Origin of the sequence: Massilia hydrophila, from assembly GCF_020208145.1 — a bacterium.
GTDB lineage: Bacteria > Pseudomonadota > Gammaproteobacteria > Burkholderiales > Burkholderiaceae_D > Telluria > Telluria hydrophila.
This window is the reverse complement of the sequence record NZ_JAHYBX010000011.1, coordinates 20,593-36,119: the sequence shown is the minus strand read 5'-3', so window position 1 is coordinate 36,119 and position 15,527 is coordinate 20,593. Positions and strand designations below refer to the sequence as shown.

At 70.1% G+C, this 15,527-nt stretch carries 16 protein-coding genes; 5 read left to right on the top strand and 11 right to left on the bottom strand.

Annotated elements, in window-relative coordinates; genetic code table 11:
* Nucleotides 1-6: 6 nt before the first annotated feature.
* Nucleotides 7-2,631, bottom strand: coding sequence for a M1 family metallopeptidase (locus LE190_RS19405; RefSeq protein WP_225240247.1), 2,625 nt, complete (start codon nt 2,629-2,631; stop codon nt 7-9).
* A 332-nt stretch (nt 2,632-2,963) separates the two neighbouring features.
* Between LE190_RS19405 and LE190_RS19400 the strand changes: the two genes are divergently transcribed.
* Nucleotides 2,964-3,245: a flagellar protein FliT gene (locus LE190_RS19400; RefSeq protein ID WP_225240246.1), complete on the top strand. Its 282-nt coding sequence runs from the start codon at nt 2,964-2,966 to the stop codon at nt 3,243-3,245.
* 382 nt (nt 3,246-3,627) lie between these two features.
* Here LE190_RS19400 and LE190_RS19395 read toward each other — a convergent pair whose 3' ends face one another.
* Nucleotides 3,628-4,701, bottom strand: coding sequence for a type IV pilus assembly protein FimV (locus LE190_RS19395; protein ID WP_225240245.1), 1,074 nt, complete (start codon nt 4,699-4,701; stop codon nt 3,628-3,630).
* A gap of 125 nt (nt 4,702-4,826) precedes the next feature.
* On the opposite strand from LE190_RS19395, the gene fumC reads away from it, so the two are divergent.
* The 3 genes from fumC (at nt 4,827) to LE190_RS19380 (ending at nt 6,866) form a co-directional block, all read left to right on the top strand.
* A complete protein-coding gene (gene fumC / locus LE190_RS19390; protein WP_225240244.1) occupies nt 4,827-6,224 on the top strand; it encodes a class II fumarate hydratase in 1,398 nt (465 codons plus the stop codon).
* 16 nt (nt 6,225-6,240) lie between these two features.
* Complete coding sequence (locus LE190_RS19385) at nt 6,241-6,453, top strand: RNA-binding S4 domain-containing protein (RefSeq protein WP_224946387.1); 213 nt, start codon at nt 6,241-6,243, stop codon at nt 6,451-6,453.
* A gap of 131 nt (nt 6,454-6,584) precedes the next feature.
* Entirely contained in the window at nt 6,585-6,866 is a 282-nt protein-coding gene (locus LE190_RS19380) for a DUF883 family protein (protein WP_225240243.1), read from the top strand.
* Here the strand turns inward: LE190_RS19380 and bufB are convergent.
* The 9 genes from bufB to LE190_RS19335 form a co-directional block, all read right to left on the bottom strand.
* Nucleotides 6,863-8,503 carry an MNIO family bufferin maturase gene (gene bufB, locus LE190_RS19375; RefSeq protein WP_225240242.1) on the bottom strand — a complete coding sequence of 547 codons (1,641 nt, stop codon included), beginning with the start codon at nt 8,501-8,503 and terminating at the stop codon, nt 6,863-6,865. The two genes, LE190_RS19380 and bufB, sit on opposite strands and share 4 nt — an antisense overlap.
* Nucleotides 8,504-8,548: 45 nt before the next feature.
* Nucleotides 8,549-8,878, bottom strand: a complete 330-nt coding sequence (locus LE190_RS19370; RefSeq protein WP_225240241.1) for a BufA1 family periplasmic bufferin-type metallophore — start codon at nt 8,876-8,878, stop codon at nt 8,549-8,551.
* Nucleotides 8,879-8,945: 67 nt separating this feature from the next.
* Complete coding sequence (locus tag LE190_RS19365) at nt 8,946-9,143, bottom strand: YjfB family protein (protein ID WP_224946383.1); 198 nt, start codon at nt 9,141-9,143, stop codon at nt 8,946-8,948.
* Between the two features lie 53 nt (nt 9,144-9,196).
* Nucleotides 9,197-9,733, bottom strand: a complete 537-nt coding sequence (gene mobB, locus LE190_RS19360; protein WP_225240240.1) for a molybdopterin-guanine dinucleotide biosynthesis protein B — start codon at nt 9,731-9,733, stop codon at nt 9,197-9,199.
* Nucleotides 9,720-10,547, bottom strand: a complete 828-nt coding sequence (locus LE190_RS19355) for a general secretion pathway protein GspB (protein WP_225240239.1) — start codon at nt 10,545-10,547, stop codon at nt 9,720-9,722. Before LE190_RS19355 ends, mobB begins: the two co-directional genes overlap by 14 nt.
* Before the next feature lie 3 nt (nt 10,548-10,550).
* Nucleotides 10,551-12,167 carry an ExeA family protein gene (locus LE190_RS19350; RefSeq protein ID WP_225240238.1) on the bottom strand — a complete coding sequence of 539 codons (1,617 nt, stop codon included), beginning with the start codon at nt 12,165-12,167 and terminating at the stop codon, nt 10,551-10,553.
* 21 nt (nt 12,168-12,188) lie between these two features.
* A complete protein-coding gene (locus LE190_RS19345; RefSeq protein WP_225240237.1) occupies nt 12,189-12,650 on the bottom strand; it encodes a hypothetical protein in 462 nt (153 codons plus the stop codon).
* A 6-nt stretch (nt 12,651-12,656) separates the two neighbouring features.
* Entirely contained in the window at nt 12,657-12,839 is a 183-nt protein-coding gene (locus LE190_RS19340) for a hypothetical protein (protein WP_225240236.1), read from the bottom strand.
* A 131-nt stretch (nt 12,840-12,970) separates the two neighbouring features.
* Entirely contained in the window at nt 12,971-13,795 is an 825-nt protein-coding gene (locus LE190_RS19335) for a metal-dependent hydrolase (protein WP_225240235.1), read from the bottom strand.
* A gap of 245 nt (nt 13,796-14,040) precedes the next feature.
* Between LE190_RS19335 and LE190_RS19330 the strand changes: the two genes are divergently transcribed.
* The gene (locus tag LE190_RS19330) at nt 14,041-15,402 is read left to right on the top strand and encodes a GIN domain-containing protein (protein ID WP_225240234.1); all 1,362 of its coding nucleotides are present in this window, start codon (nt 14,041-14,043) and stop codon (nt 15,400-15,402) included.
* Nucleotides 15,403-15,527 lie beyond the last annotated feature (125 nt).

Sequence of the window (15,527 nt, the reverse complement as noted above, 5' to 3'; positions counted from 1 at the left end):
GCCCGCTCACTGGAGGGCGGCGCGCACCTGGGGCAGCAGGCGCGCCTTCTGGTCGGCGCGGATGCGCACGCCATTGCCGACGCGTTCCCCTTCGAGCGCGCCGTCGGCGCCGAAGTGCTTGCGCATATAGGCTTCCATCATCCCGGCGTGGGCCGGATCGGCCGACGCGCTGACGATGCCGGCGAACAGGCTGTGGCGTCCCAGCGCTTCCATGTTCGCCAGCAGCGCATCGCGGTTGGCGGTGGCGAAGCGCCAGGTCAGGTCCAGGTGTTCGCTGGCCACGCCGCCCAGCAGGTAGGGCAGCAGGTCGGGCGGGGTCTGGGGCGAGAGCAGCGACTGCAGCGTGCGCGCGGCCAGTTGCGGATCCTGGGCGCTGGCGAGGGCTCGGCTGAAGCGGTTGCGTTCCTCGCTGGTGGGCGCGCCGGCGGCGCGCGCGGCCAGCGCCTCGTAGGTGGCGGCGTCGGCGTAGCGGCCGGCGGTGCTGGTGACGAAATCGATCAGGCTCGGCGGCACCGAGGACGGGTCCTGCAGGTAGCGCGCGAAGCGGGAGCGTCCCTGCGCGATCGCCTCCGGGTCGCCGGCGCGCGCCAGCGCGGTGGCCAGCATGGCGCGCAGCTGGCTGTCGTCGGCGGTCTCGCCCGGCTTCTCGTCCCAGCCGAGGCGCTCGAGCTTCGGGCGCGCGAAACCGACCAGGAAGCGCCGGATCAACGCCTGTTCCGGCTCGCCCCGGGCCAGCCCGTCGAGGGTGCGCAGGTTGGCCAGGATCGCGTCCCACACGGCCACGCGCGGCTCGTCGCCATACTTGCGCACCAGGTCGAGGTAGGCACCCAGTTCCATGCGGCCATTGGACGCGAAGCTCCAGGTGTCGGACAGCAGCTTCAGGCGGGTACTGTCCGGCAGGCGCGGCGCCTGTTCGGCCAGGGCATGGAAGCTGGCCGGATCGTACTGCACGCGGAAGTAGCCGACGCTGTGCGGATCGACCACCAGCGCGCCCTCGCAGCTGCCCTGGGTCAGCGTGCCGCTGGTGCCGGACAGCAGCGTCGTCCAGGCCTTGCCGTTGACGGTGCCCACCTGCAACGGTACGTTCCACAGGCGCTGCTGCTGCGCCGGCTCGTCCAGGCGGTACTGTTCCTGCGCCAGCGTGACCCTGCGCCTGCCGTTCTCGCACACGGCCTCGACCTTCACCAGCGGGAAGCCGGGCTGCAGGGTCCAGTCGGATGCCAGCTTCTCGACCGGCTTGCCGGACGCCTTTTCGAGCGCCGCCCACAGGTCGGCAGAGGTGGTGTTCGAATACTGGTGCTTCGCCATGTAGGCGCGCATGCCCTTGCGGAACGCGTCCTCGCCCAGGTAGGCCTCGAGCATGCGCAGGAAGGCCTGGCCCTTCAGGTAGGTGATCGCATCGAACGCGGCGGCGGCCTGCTCCTCGGTCTCGATCGGGGTCTGGATCGGGTGGGTGGTCTTGCGCGCGTCAAGGTTCATCACGTACTCGCGCTCGGCCATGGCGTCCAGGTAGGGGCGCCATTCCGGGTGGAAGTGGTTGGTGGCCTTGGCCGCCATCCAGGAGGCGAAGCCTTCGTTCAGCCACAGGTTGTCCCACCAGGCCATGGTGACCAGGTTGCCGAACCACTGGTGCGCCACTTCGTGGGCATTGATATTGAAGGTCTGTTTCTTGACCCTCTCCGGGCTCTTCTTCGGGTCGTACAGCAGGGTCGGCTCGTTGTAGACCACCGCGCCCCAGTTTTCCATGGCGCCGTTGAAACCGCCCGGGATCGCGATCTGGTCCAGCTTCGGCAGCGGATAGGGAACGCCGAAGTAATGGTTGTAGTAGCGCAGCAGGTCGCGGGTGGCGGCCAGCGGGAAGGTAGCCGCGCCGAGCTTGCCCTCGGTGGTGACGATGCCGATGTCGACGCCGTCCTGGCGGCTTGCCAGGCGCTCCAGCTCGCCCGCCACCAGCACCACCAGGTAGCTCGGCATCTTCGGCGTGTTGCCGAACGTCACGCGCTGCATGCCGCCGGCAAGTTCCTCGCGCTTCTCGATCGGGGTGTTCGAATAGGCCTTGAAATGGCCCGGCAGGTCGACGCTCAGGCGGAAGCGCGCGCGGAAGGCGGGCTCGTCCCAGGTGGGCAGCATGCGGCGCGCGTCGGTGGGCGCCATGGTGGTCGCGATCAGCTTCTTGTCGGCGCCGCCGGCCTTGTAGTTGACGTAGAACAGGCCGCGCCCCTCGCGGTTGATCTGGCCGCGGAAGGCCAGCGCCAGCTCATACCTGCCCGGCGCCAGGGGTTGCGCCAGGGCGAAGCGCAGGGTCTGCTGTTGCTGGTCGAGGATGGGGACAAGGTTCAGCCTGCCAATGTCCTTGCCGGCCAGGCTGGCCGCGTCGATCTGCAGATTGTCGGCGTTCAGCATGATGGTCGAGGTCGGCTTCAGGACCTCGATCTCGACCGTCTGGGTGCCGCGGAAACTGTTGCCGGAAACATCGGGAACGACATGGGCGGTGTACTGCAGCGGCACCACGTCCTTGGGCAGCTTGCCCGGCGTGGCCGCGAACGAAAACGGTGCTTCGGCACGGGCGGCGGGCGCGCCCGCGGCGAATGCGAGCGCAGTGGCGGCGGCCAGGGCCAGGGCGACTGGCATGTCTCTCATAAGCATCTCTCTCTCATCTGTTTTTATTGGCGGATCCCGCGCGCCACGACGCAAAGACCCAGCGGGCACTGTAGAAAAGCCGGATTGCGGCTGCGCCCGGAATGCGACAGACTGCAGAAATCGGGGCCAGAGTGCCGAATCGGGGGAATGGCGGAGCATTCTGCAGCATGCATGGCGGGTTGACCATGGCATTTTGACAATATCAACGGGGCGAGAAAGAAATTTGAAATATTTTTTGAAAACACCCTAAAGTTTCCGAAAGGCCGTCCGTAAAAGCCTTTAGATGCCCGGCAATCCGGCCTGGCAGCAAGATGGGTGCAGACATGACCTCGAACGACGTCCTCTCGATGTACGAAAACCTGGCAGGCCTGAGCGGCCAGATGAAGGGCGCCGCCGAGGCGGGCGACTGGCGTGGTTTCGACAAGCTCAACGCCCAGGCAAGCGTGGCGGCGGGCGCGGCGCTCGGCGGCGTGCCGGCGCTGGATGGCGCCAAGCGCCTGCGCAAGATCGATCTGCTCAAGCAACTGATGGCCAACGACCGCGCGATCCGCGACGTGAGCGAACCGTGGATGGGCCAGCTGGACCGCGCCATGTGCGCACACTGAGCGAACGGACCAGGCGCCGCTGCGGCGTGCCCCCCCCCCCTGCAAAGGCGCCCATGGCGCCTTTTTTGTTTGGTAGCGTCGCCGGCACCAAACAGCAAAAAGCAAAAAGCAAAAAGCAAAAAGCGCCCGAAGGCGCTTTGCTGGTGTCCGGGCCAGTGGCCCCGACACGGAATCGGGGAGAGCGAGCACCAGGTATCTCCTGGCGTCGCCTCGTGCCGGTTGCATCCGGCGTTCGCTGCCGCAGCTGGCAGGCGAACCGCTTCCGGACACAGGCGTTTCATCAACGTCCGCCTGCTTTCCGCGCCACGCTATCGGTGGTGGCTGCGCCAGGCCTCTGTGCCGTTCATGATCTCGCGACCATGAAATGAGTATAACGTAAAAATCAGACTTGTGTAGACGACTCGTGCGCACCCTGTTCCAGGGTCGGCTCGACCGCGACCGGCGCCGCCGACTTGCGGCCGAGACGGGCGCGCAGGCGCGTCGCCAGGCCGACACGGGGTTCGGCGGCGCGCACCCCGGCCTTGCGGCGGCGCACGATGAAGACCAGGCCGCCCAGCAGCGCCAGCACGGCGGCACCGGCGCCGGCCAGCGGCAGCCAGGCGGTCTCCGCCGGCGGCGGCGCTTCCGGCTGCTTGCGCTTTTTCCGGGGCGCGCGCGGCGCCTCGGACGGGGCGGCGCCCGCGGCCACCTGCAACAGCTTTACCTTGTCCTCCAGCTGGACCAGCTGCTCGCGCAAGAGGGTATTTTTGGCGCCCAGTACGACGCAGCTGTCGACCGGCTGCGGCACCTGGGCGGCACAGGCGCCCGCCGCGGATGCCGATGCCGATGGCGATGCGGGTACCGGCGCGGGCGCGGTCACGCGCTCGGAGGCCAGCAGCGGCATGTCCGACGGCGGCCGGGATGCGGCCGCCACCCGCGGCGGTGCAGACGGCGCCGGCGGCGCGGGCGGATCGATCGGCCGGGGCCGCTGCCGGGCCACCGCTGGCGCGGGCTTCGGAGCCGGCATGGGAGGTGCCAGGGCCTGGACCGGATCCTGCGCCGCCACCGGCAGCGCGGCCGGCCGCACGGGCAGCGCAGGCGGGACCGGATGCGGGTCGGGCGCCAGCGACAGCGTTGCCAGGCGCACGGTGCGCTGCGCGCCGTCGGCCAGTTCTAGGAACAGGTGCAGCCGCTCCAGCTCCACCGGCGCGAACGAGGTGATGTGCAGGAACTGGCGGCCGTCGCGCCGCATCACCGACATCCGCAGCGTCGACAGCACCGGCGGCATGCCGAGGCCGGCGCCGCGGTAGACCTCCGGGTGCGCCAGGCGCACCTGCACCGGCATGGCCGGGTCTTCCAGCAGGGTGAGTTCGATGTCGGCCACCAGCGGCTGGCCGAGGAAGGACGCGAGCCGCGGCTCGCCGAGCTCGGCCGCGTGGGCGGCACTGATCGGCAGCGCGCACGCCAGGGAAAGCATCGATAACAGGATAAGCCGGCGCGCCATAGGGAAGTGGAAAATGAAGCCTGAACGTCATTAACGGACAATCGGCTAAACTCTTTAGCCACGCGCTACACCATTCCGCCCATTCGACAGGACACGCCATGGAAAACAGGATTGAAAAAGACAGTTTCGGCCCGATCGAGGTGCCGGCAGCCCGGCTGTGGGGCGCCCAGACCCAGCGTTCGCTGCACCACTTCCACATCTCGACCGAGCGCATGGCGCCGGAACTGGTGGCCGCGCTGGCCCAGGTCAAGCGCGCCGCGGCAGCCGTCAACCGCTCGCTCGGCAAGCTGCCCGCAGACAAGGCCGCAGCCATCATCCGCGCCGCCGACGAAGTGCTCGAAGGCCGCTACCCGGACGAATTCCCGCTCGCCGTGTGGCAGACCGGCTCCGGCACGCAAAGCAACATGAACATGAACGAGGTGCTGGCCAACCGCGGTTCCGAGCTCTTGAAAGGCGAGCGCGGCGAGCAGCGCCTGCTGCATCCGAACGACCACGTCAACATGGGGCAATCGTCGAACGACATCTTCCCCACCGCGATGCACGTGGCCGCCGCCTGCGCCGTGGCCCAGGACCTGCTGCCGGCCCTGGGCCAGCTGCGCGCGACGCTGCTGCGCAAGTCGCGTGATTTCGAATCGATCGTCAAGATCGGCCGCACCCACCTGCAGGATGCGACCCCGCTTACCCTGGGCCAGGAATTCTCGGGCTACGTGGCCCAGCTGGAGTTCGCGGAAAGCGCGCTCCGCGCCACCCTGCCCGGCCTGCTGGCCCTGGCCGCCGGCGGCACCGCCGTCGGCACCGGCCTGAACGCGCATCCGGATTTCGCCCCGCGCATCGCCGCCGAGCTGGCCTCGCGCACCGGCCTGTCGTTCAAGAGCGCACCGAACAAGTTCATGGCCCTGGCCGGGCACGACGCCATGGTGGCCGCCCACGGCGCCATGAAGACCCTGGCCACCGCCCTCATGAAGATCGCCAACGACGTGCGCTGGATGGCCTCGGGGCCGCGCTCGGGCCTGGGCGAGATCACGATCCCGGAAAACGAGCCGGGCAGCTCGATCATGCCGGGCAAGGTCAACCCGACCCAGTGCGAGGCGCTGACGATGCTGTGCTGCCAGGTGTTCGGCAACGACGTCGCGATCACGGTCGGCGGCTCGCAGGGAAACTTCGAGCTGAACGTGTTCAAGCCCATGATTGCGCATAATTTCCTGCAAAGCGCGCGCCTGCTGGCGGACGGCATGCGCTCCTTCGACCGGCACTGCGCCCAGGGCATCGAGCCGAACCATGCGCGCATTGCCGAGCTGATGGAAAAATCGCTGATGCTGGTAACCGCACTGGCCCCGCACATCGGGTATGATCGCGCCGCGCAGATCGCCAAGACGGCGTCGCACGAAGGCCTGACCCTGCGCCAGGCCGCGCTGCAGTCGGGCTTCGTCACCGAGCAGCAGTTCGACGGGTGGATTGTTCCAATCGACATGACCCGGCCAGATTCCGTCGATTAATTTCCTGAGAAAAAACATGCAAACAATCGTGTTCGATTTGACCGCCGAGTTCGTCGAGCTCAACCAGTTGCTGAAGCTGGTGGGCCTGGTGGACAGTGGTGGCGCCGGCAAGAACATGGTCGCCAGCGGCGCCGTGTCGGTCGATGGCCGGCAGGAGCTGCGCAAGACCGCCAAGATCCGCAGCGGCCAGACCGTGAGCGTGGGCGAACTGCGGGTGCGGGTGCAATAAATCACCTTGGGCCGGGCAATGGAACAGGGATCGCGGGCTTATGTTTGCGTCTTAACAAACAGAACAAGGATTCCTTGTTTATATTTTAAGTTCTCGCGTATCGACTTACCTCAACCGGCCAAAGGTGAAGCATGGAAACCCCGAACCGCGCCCAGTCCCAGGACCAGCTCATCGGTGACTTGCGTCTCGTCATCGAGAATGCGGAAGAGCTGCTGAAGAACACCGACCACTACACCAGCGACCTGTACCAGAACGCGCGCGCCAAGCTGGCGCTGGCGCTGGAAGCGGCCAACGAAGAACTGGCCCGCTTCGAGGATGCCCAGCTCGAACGCATGATGGCCGCCACCCGCGCCGCCAACGAGCGTTACTGCGACCGCACCGGCGAACAGCGCATCCTGCGCGCCTTCCACTAGTCCTGCGCCGCGATCGCGGCCACCAGGCCGCGCCCGAACCAGCCTGCCAGCATGGCGCCGAGCGCGGACGCCGATGCCGACGCCGCATCCAGCGCTGCGCCGAAGCTGGCGCCGCGTACCAGCTGGCCCAGGGCAGCCGCCTCGGCCGCATCCAGCTCCTCCACTTCCACCTGCCAGCCACGCCGCAGCACCAGTACCGTGCAGGGCCGGTCCACGCGCGCCGGCAACGCCGGGCCGCCGGGCTGGTGCGCATGCCACAGCGCCGCGATCGCCCACGGGCTGTCCAGCAGCGCCGCCGAAGGATGCAGGGTGATCCGGGCACCATCCAGTGCGCTAGGTGCCATGCCGGCCAGCGCATCCAGCCCGAGCGGCGGGCTGTCCGGCGCCAGGTGGGCACGGTGCACCGCCCATTCGAGGCGCGCCACGTCCGGCAGGTAGGGATAGGGGGCAGCGGCCTCCATACCGGCCAGGAAAGCGGGAAAGTCCGCGCCGAAGGCGCCCAGGTCGGGATCCTGCGAAGGATGGGCCCTGCCGTAGGCGCGCGCCAGGCCAGCCATGGCCTGCGCGCCGACCAGCTGTTGCAGCACCGGATAGGCCGCGGCCAGCGCCCGCTCCCAGCCGGCCGCCAGGTTGCCGCGGTACAGGGGCAGGCGCACCAGGCCGCCCTGTTTCAGCAGGGGCGCCAGCGCCGCGTCATGGTCCGCATCGAGCAGGGCCGCGCCGAAGCGCCGTTGCATGTCTTCCTGTGAGGCCTGCGCTCCTGGCGCCGGCGCAGGGCGCGACGGGGGCGGTGGCAGCTGCGCGGGGACAGGTGGCGGATAGTCGCGGGCAATCGCATCGGCAGCCTGCGCCTCGGCCACCAGCACCTCGAGCGCGGGCAGCTCCGCATCCCACTCGACCAGGGTCGGCACCCGTCCGAAGCGCGCCAGCGCGGCGCGGTACAGCGCCCAGACCGGCGCCGCCACCGCCGCGCCGTGGTGGTCCACCACGCCGAGCGGTGTCTCCAGGTGGCCGGCCAGGTGGATCTCGCCCACGCTGCCGGGCGCCAGCGCGGCGATGGCCGCCAGCGCGTCTTCGCCGTGGTTGCGCTGGTTGACGTACAGGTTGTTCACGTCGAGCAGGATGCCGCAGCCGGTGCGCCGCGCCAGCTCCGCCAGGAAGGCGGTCTCGCCCATGCTGTCGCCGCGCCAGCGCACGTAGGCCGACACGTTTTCCAGCAGCAGGCGCCGGCCCAGGCGCGACTGGACCCGGTCGACGCGCTCGCACAGCAGCGCCAGGGTGGCTTCGTCCAGCGCCAGCGGCAACAGGTCGTTGAGCTGGCGTCCGGCCAGCGCGCCCCAGCTCAGGTGTTCGGAGACGAGCAGCGGATCGAGGGCCGCGGCGAGCGCCGCGACCCGTTCCAGGTGGGCCTCGGAAAACCCCTGCACCGAACCCAGTCCGAGCCCGACCCCATGCAGGCTGAGCGGATAGTCGCGGCGCAGCGTTTCCAGCACGTGCCAGTCCCAGCCGGCGCGGGCCAGGTAGTTTTCGCTATGGACTTCGATGAAGCCGACCGCGGGGCGCCGGGCGAGGAAGGCGCGGTAGTGCGGCGCGCGCAGCCCGACGCCGGCGCGCGGGACGGCATGGGGAGCGGACATCGACGTGCGCGTGCGGCGCTGGTTGACTGGCCTGGCCTGCGCAGCTTATTTGCGCACGGCGGGCTTGGGTGCCTCCACCGCGGCTTCGGCCTTGCCCTGGGCCGCCGCGTCGCGGGGTGCGCGTCCGGCCTCCAGCGAACCGCCCAGTTTGGTGCAGCTACCCTTGGCTACGAACTTCCATTCGTTCGGGTCCTGGTCGACGCGGGCGGCGCCGGCGCAGCCGTGGGTGGCGGTGCCGCAGTCGTTCTGGCCGGCCTTGGCCACGCCGTAGCAGGCTTCCTGGTCGGCCTTCGGCACGCCCATCGCATCCTGGGCGGCGGCGTGGGCGCAGGCGCTGGCAAGCGCAGCGGCGATCAGGGCGTGGCGGTGGGTCATGCGGGTACTCCTGGCAGGTGAAAAGCGCCAGTATTTATCAGGCCGGAGAAAGATGCAAGACGAAGGCTCAGGCGGTCGTGTCGATCTTGTTGCCCAGGTGCGCAGGCAGGCGCGCCGGCTGCGCCGCCGGCAGGGCCTCGAGCAGCTGGGTGGCGGTGGCTTCCTGGATCTGCTGGGCCTTCTTCATGACGGCCAGGCTCAGCTCCTGGCGCTGGCCGGTCTCGGCGATGCTGGTGGACAGCTTGGCGATGCTCGACACATCCATGTCACTCTCCCATTAAGGCGTATCCACCGTTTACGGCGGCGCCGGCAGGAACTTTAGGCTTGCCGCGCTTCTTTTTGCATCCAGGCGCGCAGCCAGCACAGCACGGCCTGGCGGTCGTTCAGGTCCAGCCAGGCGCGGCCGCCCTGCTCCACCGGAGCGGGTGCGTCGGAGGCCACGGCCACGATGTCCGGGTCGTCCGGATACAGGGCCGGGCGGCCCAGGCCGGGGCGGAACACTTCCAGCTTGGGCATGCGTTCCCACTTGTATCCCTCGACCAGAGTCAGCTCGGCCGGCGCCAACCGCGCCAGGTGCTGCGCCAGCGGTGGCTCCGGGGCGCCGCGCAGCTCGCGCAGGATGGCGACGCGGTAGGGCGAGGCGAGCAGCACCTCGGCCGCTCCCGCCAGGCGCAGGCGCGCGCTGTCCTTGTGCGGCGGCTCCAGCTCGACATCGTGGTGGCTGTGCTTGACGACGTTCACGCGCCGGCCCTCGCGCGCCAGGGCCGCCACCAGGAATTCCAGCAGCGAGGTCTTGCCGCTGCCGGACCAGCCGACCACGCCCAGCAGCAGGCGCGGCGCCTCAGTAGCCGACACGGTAGCGGTAGCCGCGGTAGTTCATGATCGCCGCCTTCGGCAGCAGGCGCTCGAGCACCAGGCCCGGGGCGACCTCCTCGCCTTCGCGGCGCAGCATCTTGTCGACCAGCAGCAGGCGCTCGGCCGGGTTCGGCGAGTAGATGTAGCCGCCGAACGTGACTTTCGGGATCTCGCGCTGCACCGCCTCCGGCAGCGACTGCAGGGGACCGGCGCTGTCCTCGGGCGCCGCTGCGGGCGCAGGCAGGGGCGGGGCCGGGACTGCGGTCGCCGGCTCGGGCGCCGCAACTTGCGCCAGGCGCGCCGGCGCCTCCGTCGGCGTGGCGGTCGTGCGTACCGGCACCGGCGCCGGCGCCGGCCGGGCTGGTGCGATGGCCGCGGTGGACGCCGGCGGCACCGGCACCGCCGCCGGCGTGGCGGGCGCCGGTTCCGCTACGCGAGCCGGGGCGGCGACGAGGCCGGCCGGCGCGGACGCGGACGGTGGAACAGCCTTGCTTGCGGACGCAGGCGCAGGCACGGCAACAGTCGCCGGTACCGGAACGGCCGCAGGCGCGGGTGCGGCCGCGGGCGGCACCGCCGTGGCGGCCGGCGCCGGCAGCGCAGCGCCCTGTCCCGCCGCCGGCGCCGGCTGGCGCAGCAGGAAAGCCGCCCCCAGCGCCACGAAGGCGGCGCCTGCGCCGACGGCAGCCAGCAGCGGCATGTGGCGCCCCCGCGCCGGCGTGGCCGCCGGAGCGGGCGCCGGCGCGTGGATGGTGGGGATATCGCCGAGCTGGCGCTCGGCCTGGGCCTTCTTGAGGGCGTCGAGGATGTACGACATGGCTTAGTTTCCGGTCGCGGCCCGGGCCAGCAGGCGGGGCTCGGGCACGCCCGACAGCTGGTTCAGGCGCATGTAGGTGCGCGGACCGGCCACGCCGTCCGCCTTCAGGTCCTGCGTGCCCTGGAAGCGCCGCAGCCGCTCCCGGGTGACGCCGTCCAGCGCTGCCGCGGGCCGCGGCGCGGGCGCGCCCTCCAGCTGCGCCAGGCGCGCCGCCAGCCAGTCGGCATCGGGGCCGCGGTCGCCTTCGGCCAGCTCGTCGCGAAACGCGCGCGGCATGCGCCAGAAGGTGGTGAACTCGCCGCCGAAGCGGGTCACGAAGTCGGCCAGGCCGATACGCTCCCGGCGTCCGCCGGCGCTCAGGGTCACGCCCTGCTCGTCCAGCGCGGACAGCACGGCGTAGCCGGTGCGCGGTCCCTCATGCAGGGTCACCACGGCCGGGCGGTCGAGCAGGCGCAGCTCGTACAGGCCGCCGCGGCCCTGGTGGCAGCGCAGGTCCTGGCGCAGTGCGGCCGCGCACGGGTCCTCGCCGTCCAGGGACTGGCCCCACAGGGCGGCCAGGCTGCGCAGGGCGCCGGCCTGGTCGGCCTGCAGCGGCGGGACGGTGGCCAGCGCCGCGCCCCGTACGGCATTTGCTGCCGCAGCCGGAGCCGGGGCCGGCGCGGTGGCGGTAGCCGGGGTTGCAGCCCGCTTGACCGGCGCCGCTTCGCGTCCCGGCATGACCTGCCAGGCGGCCGCGCTGAGCGCCGCCAGCGCCAGCAGCGCGCCCGCCGCCAGCGGCAGGCGGCGCGGGCGGGCGGCGGGCGCCTCCGCCGCGAACACCTCGGCCGCGGCCTTGTTCAGGATCCGGCGCGTGACCTGCGGACTGTTTTCGACATAGGCCCCCAGCAGCGCGCGGTCGCACAGCAGGTTGATGCGGCGTGGCACCCCCTGGGTCCAGGCATGGATCGCGGGCGTGAGCGCGGGCGGGAACGGCCTGCCGCTGCTGCCGGCCACCGCCAGGCGGTGCGCGACGTAAGCGCCGGTCTCCGCTTCCGACAGCGGCCCCAGGTGGTAGCGCGCGATCACGCGCTGGGCCAGCTGCTCCAGTTCCGGGCGCGCCAGCATGCTGCGCAGCTCGGGCTGGCCGATCAGGATGATCTGCAGCAGCTTGCGCTCGCTGGTCTCGAGGTTGGTCAAGAGGCGCAGCTGTTCGAGCACCTCGGCCGACAGGTTCTGCGCCTCGTCGATCACGAGCACATTGTTCAGGCCCTGGGAGTGGGCTTCCAGCAGGTAGACGTTGATGGCGTCGACGTAGGCCTTGATACCGGCGCCGGACGCGGCTTCCGGCAAGGGAATGTGCAGCTCGTCGCACACGCTCTGCAGCAGTTCGCCCACGCTCAGGCGCGGGTTGAAGATATAGGCCAGCCGGCAGTTCGGGGGAACCTGTTCGATGAAGCAGCGGCATACCGTGGTCTTGCCGGCGCCGATCTCGCCGGTGAGCAGGACGAAGCCGCCGCCGCTGCCGATCCCGTACAGCAGGTGCGCCAGCGCCTCGCGGTGGCGCTCGCTCATGAACAGGTAGCGCGGATCGGGAGCGATCGAGAACGGTGCGCCCTTCAGGTCGAAGTAATGGTTGTACATGCGTGGGCCGGGTTGCGCTGGCTAGCGGGACTGCGACTTGAACTTCGCGCAATATATCTTGCTTTTGTCATTCACGTAAGCGATCTTGCTGCCCGGGTTGGACACGCGTACGGGAAAGGGCGAGGCGTCGCGCGGCCGGAAGGCGGTGCCGGAAGCGGCGCGGATGCTTTCCTGCAGTTCGTCCGGGGTGCTGCCGGTGGCGGCGGCGATGAATACCAGCTCGCTGCTGTCGTCGCTGACCATGACTTCCGCCACCCGCGCACCCCACAGCGTGGCCTCGACCCGGAACCAGTAGGCGCCGCCCTCGCGCTTGTAGGCGGGGCCAAAGGCGGCGGTGAGGTAGTCGTGGAAATAGCGGTTGTCGAGGTGGCTGCGGCACAGCAGGGCATCGCCGATCACCTGGTTGAAGGTCGAGGGCATGGCGCGCGCCGGCAAGACCGCGCACAGCGCGAGGCACACGGTGGCGGGCCAAAGACGGCGCACGGCGGCCTAGAGCCTGGACAGCCAGTCGCGGTTGGCCGCGATCTGGGCCTTGACCGAGGCCGGCAGGGCTTCATAGCAGCCGGGATGCTGTTTCAGCGCGTGTTCGCGCACTTCCTTCTGCATGCCATTGACGATGAAGACATACACAGCAGCCCCATCCTTGTTACGGGTGCCCATATAGCGAATCACGGTAGATCTCCTTCCATGACCCGTATTATGACATCCCGAGGGGCGCCAGGCCACGCGCCCGCCCGGCAGGGGCCCGCGCCCGGCGATGGCGGACGGCAGTTCTGCGGCTATCCGAGGCAATCCGCGGCGCCTCAGGCGGGTGGACTGCTGCGCAGCGCTTCCCAGGCCGCGCTGTTGCGGTCCAGCCACATCCGGACCAGGCCCCGGTTGTCGTGGCGCCATGGGTGGAAGCGCGGCGAACAGTACTGCAGCACCGGACCCGCCATGTGCCAGGCCAGGCCGCGCCGGCCGAACCACATGCGCGCCGCGCTGGCCCAGGTGCCGGGCCGCCACAGGGCGCCGTCGCGCCGCAGGTTGTGCGCGGTCTGCAGGAAGATGTCGAACCAGAACACCAGGCTGGCATGCAGGAACCACAGCACGCGGCGCAGGTGGCCGCCGCCGGCGGCGCGGTAGGCGTCGAAGGCCACTGCCTTGTGCTCGAGCTCTTCCACCGCGTGCCATTCCCACAGGCGGCGCAGGGCCGGCTCGGCGCCCTCGAGCCACTCGGGGTGGCGCAGCACGCCGTCGGCCAGCATCGCCGTATAGTGTTCCAGCGCGCAGGTGATCGCCACCCGGTCGCGCACGCCGAGCGCGGCGATGCGGCGCACGCGGCGCACGATGCGCCCTTCGATCGCGAAGCGCAGCCCCTGCCGCTCGAGTTCGGCGTTGTACTGGACATGCATGTGGCGGTGGGTCGCTTCCTGGCCGATGAAATCCTTGACCTCGGCGCGCAGCACCGGGTCGAGCCGCTCCTGCGGCAGCGCGCGCAGGCTGTCGATGAACATCTGTTCGCCGATCGGGAAGGTCATCGACAGCGCATTGAAGAACTGGGTGCGGTAGGCGTCGCCGCCCAGCCAGCGGCGGCCGAAGCCGCCCGACAGGTCGACGTCGAGCTTGCGGACGGTAAGCGAAGACATGGCGGCTCCCGGGATCGAACGAGCAATATAGCACCGGCGCCGGAGGCGCATGCGCCCCTTTCCGGATTCGTTGACTGACGGCAATATTGACCGCGGCGTGCGCGGGCCGGTTCACGCCGCCTCGGCTCATCCGTGAAAATGACAATTCATTCCCCGTTTTTGCGCTTCCGTCGGTTTCCCTGCGACTTCGGCGATGGCCTGTCTTATCTTGCAGTCTCCCCGACGCCCTGATCAACGACAACAACATGCCTACCGTCCTCAAGCCTACCCTGCTCGCCGCCGCCATTGCCATCGCCGCGGGCGCCTTCGCCCAGGCCAGCCATGCCGAAGCGCCCTCCACGCCGGTCACGCAGCAGCGCAAGCTGGCCGCCTTCAGCGCCATCGAACTGTCCGGCCCCTACCAGGTGGTGGTGCAGGCCCAGGGGAGCCAGGCGGTCGCGCTGTCGGGCGAGGCCAGGCAGCTCGGCGAGGTCGAGACCTTCGTGCGCGGCGACACCCTGGTGGTGCGCCCGGTACAGCGTACCGGCTTTCATTTCAGCTGGAGCAAGCGGCGCGACAAGGTCACGATCCACATCACCGCGAGCGGCCTGACGAGCCTGAAGATGTCGGGCAGCGGCGACGTCGAGCTGTCCCGGCTGGCCGGCGAGCGCGTCGCGCTCAGCGTGGACGGCCCCGGCGACCTGCAGGCCGAAGGCACGGTGCGCGAGCTGGCGCTGCGCTCCAGCGGCAGCGGCGACGCCGACCTGCAGCGCCTGAAGGTGGCCAACGTGGAACTGAACATGTCCGGACCGGGCGACGTGCGCCTTGCCGGCGTCGGCAACGAACTCAAGGCCACGCTCAGCGGTTCCGGCGACCTGACGGCCGATGACATGCGCCTGGCGCGCCTGCAGGCCCGCATGAGCGGCCCGGGCGGCATGACGCTGTCCGGCAGCGCGCGCGAACTGCGTGCCGAGATCAGCGGTTCAGGCGACCTGGACGCCTGTTCGCTGGCGGTGGAAGCAGCCTCCACCGTGCAGAACGGCCCGGGCAGCGCCTGCGTGAACGGCGCCATCAGGAAGTTCGATGCCGAAGTACGCGGCTCCGGCGACCTGCGCGCCAGCGGCCTGCAGGCCGGCAGCGCGGTCGTGCGCCTGGGCGGCCCGGGCAGCGCCACGCTGGAAGGCAGCATCGGCCAACTCAGCGCCGACGTCAGCGGTTCCGGCGACCTGGAAGCCGGCGCCCTGAAGGTCCAGCGCGCCATGCTCAAGGCGCGCGGCCCGGGCGGCATCGCCCTGGCCGACGTGTCCGACACCCTGGACGCCGAGCTGCACGGCTCGGGCGGCCTGGATGCGCGCATCGACGGCAAGCGCCTGCTGCTCAGGATGACGGGACCGGGCGCCGCCCGCGTCGAAGGCAATGTCGCCTTGGTCAAGGCGCGCCTGAGCGGTTCCGGTGGCCTCGACGGCCGCGCCCTGACGGCGGGACAGGCCGACATCGCCGTCACGGGCCCGGGCAAGGCGCAGGTGCAGGTCACCGGCCAGGAAGAGCCGCGCAAGGCCGCCCGCCGCGAAGGCCAGGCCGCGCTGCTGGTGGTGGACCAACGCGGCAGCCGCCACTCGGTGCAGTAATATCCGGGGCGCCGCCGCCCGGCGGCGCCCTTCCCGGCGGGCACCTCCTCTCCGTTTTCACGCCTCTGCAATACCACTTTCAATACCAATTAAAACATCTGCAAAATCAAAGGTTTATACAAATA

What these genes read in the sequence shown, in the direction of transcription:
- LE190_RS19405 (WP_225240247.1), bottom strand. Translation starts at nt 2,631, where the DNA reads ATGCCAGTCGCCCTGGCCCTGGCCGCCGCCACTGCGCTCGCATTCGCC.
- LE190_RS19400 (WP_225240246.1), top strand. Translation starts at nt 2,964, where the DNA reads ATGACCTCGAACGACGTCCTCTCGATGTACGAAAACCTGGCAGGCCTG.
- LE190_RS19395 (WP_225240245.1), bottom strand. Translation starts at nt 4,701, where the DNA reads ATGCTTTCCCTGGCGTGCGCGCTGCCGATCAGTGCCGCCCACGCGGCC.
- fumC (WP_225240244.1), top strand. Translation starts at nt 4,827, where the DNA reads ATGGAAAACAGGATTGAAAAAGACAGTTTCGGCCCGATCGAGGTGCCG.
- LE190_RS19385 (WP_224946387.1), top strand. Translation starts at nt 6,241, where the DNA reads ATGCAAACAATCGTGTTCGATTTGACCGCCGAGTTCGTCGAGCTCAAC.
- LE190_RS19380 (WP_225240243.1), top strand. Translation starts at nt 6,585, where the DNA reads ATGGAAACCCCGAACCGCGCCCAGTCCCAGGACCAGCTCATCGGTGAC.
- bufB (WP_225240242.1), bottom strand. Translation starts at nt 8,503, where the DNA reads ATGTCCGCTCCCCATGCCGTCCCGCGCGCCGGCGTCGGGCTGCGCGCG.
- LE190_RS19370 (WP_225240241.1), bottom strand. Translation starts at nt 8,878, where the DNA reads ATGACCCACCGCCACGCCCTGATCGCCGCTGCGCTTGCCAGCGCCTGC.
- LE190_RS19365 (WP_224946383.1), bottom strand. Translation starts at nt 9,143, where the DNA reads ATGGATGTGTCGAGCATCGCCAAGCTGTCCACCAGCATCGCCGAGACC.
- LE190_RS19355 (WP_225240239.1), bottom strand. Translation starts at nt 10,547, where the DNA reads ATGTCGTACATCCTCGACGCCCTCAAGAAGGCCCAGGCCGAGCGCCAG.
- LE190_RS19350 (WP_225240238.1), bottom strand. Translation starts at nt 12,167, where the DNA reads ATGTACAACCATTACTTCGACCTGAAGGGCGCACCGTTCTCGATCGCT.
- LE190_RS19335 (WP_225240235.1), bottom strand. Translation starts at nt 13,795, where the DNA reads ATGTCTTCGCTTACCGTCCGCAAGCTCGACGTCGACCTGTCGGGCGGC.
- LE190_RS19330 (WP_225240234.1), top strand. Translation starts at nt 14,041, where the DNA reads ATGCCTACCGTCCTCAAGCCTACCCTGCTCGCCGCCGCCATTGCCATC.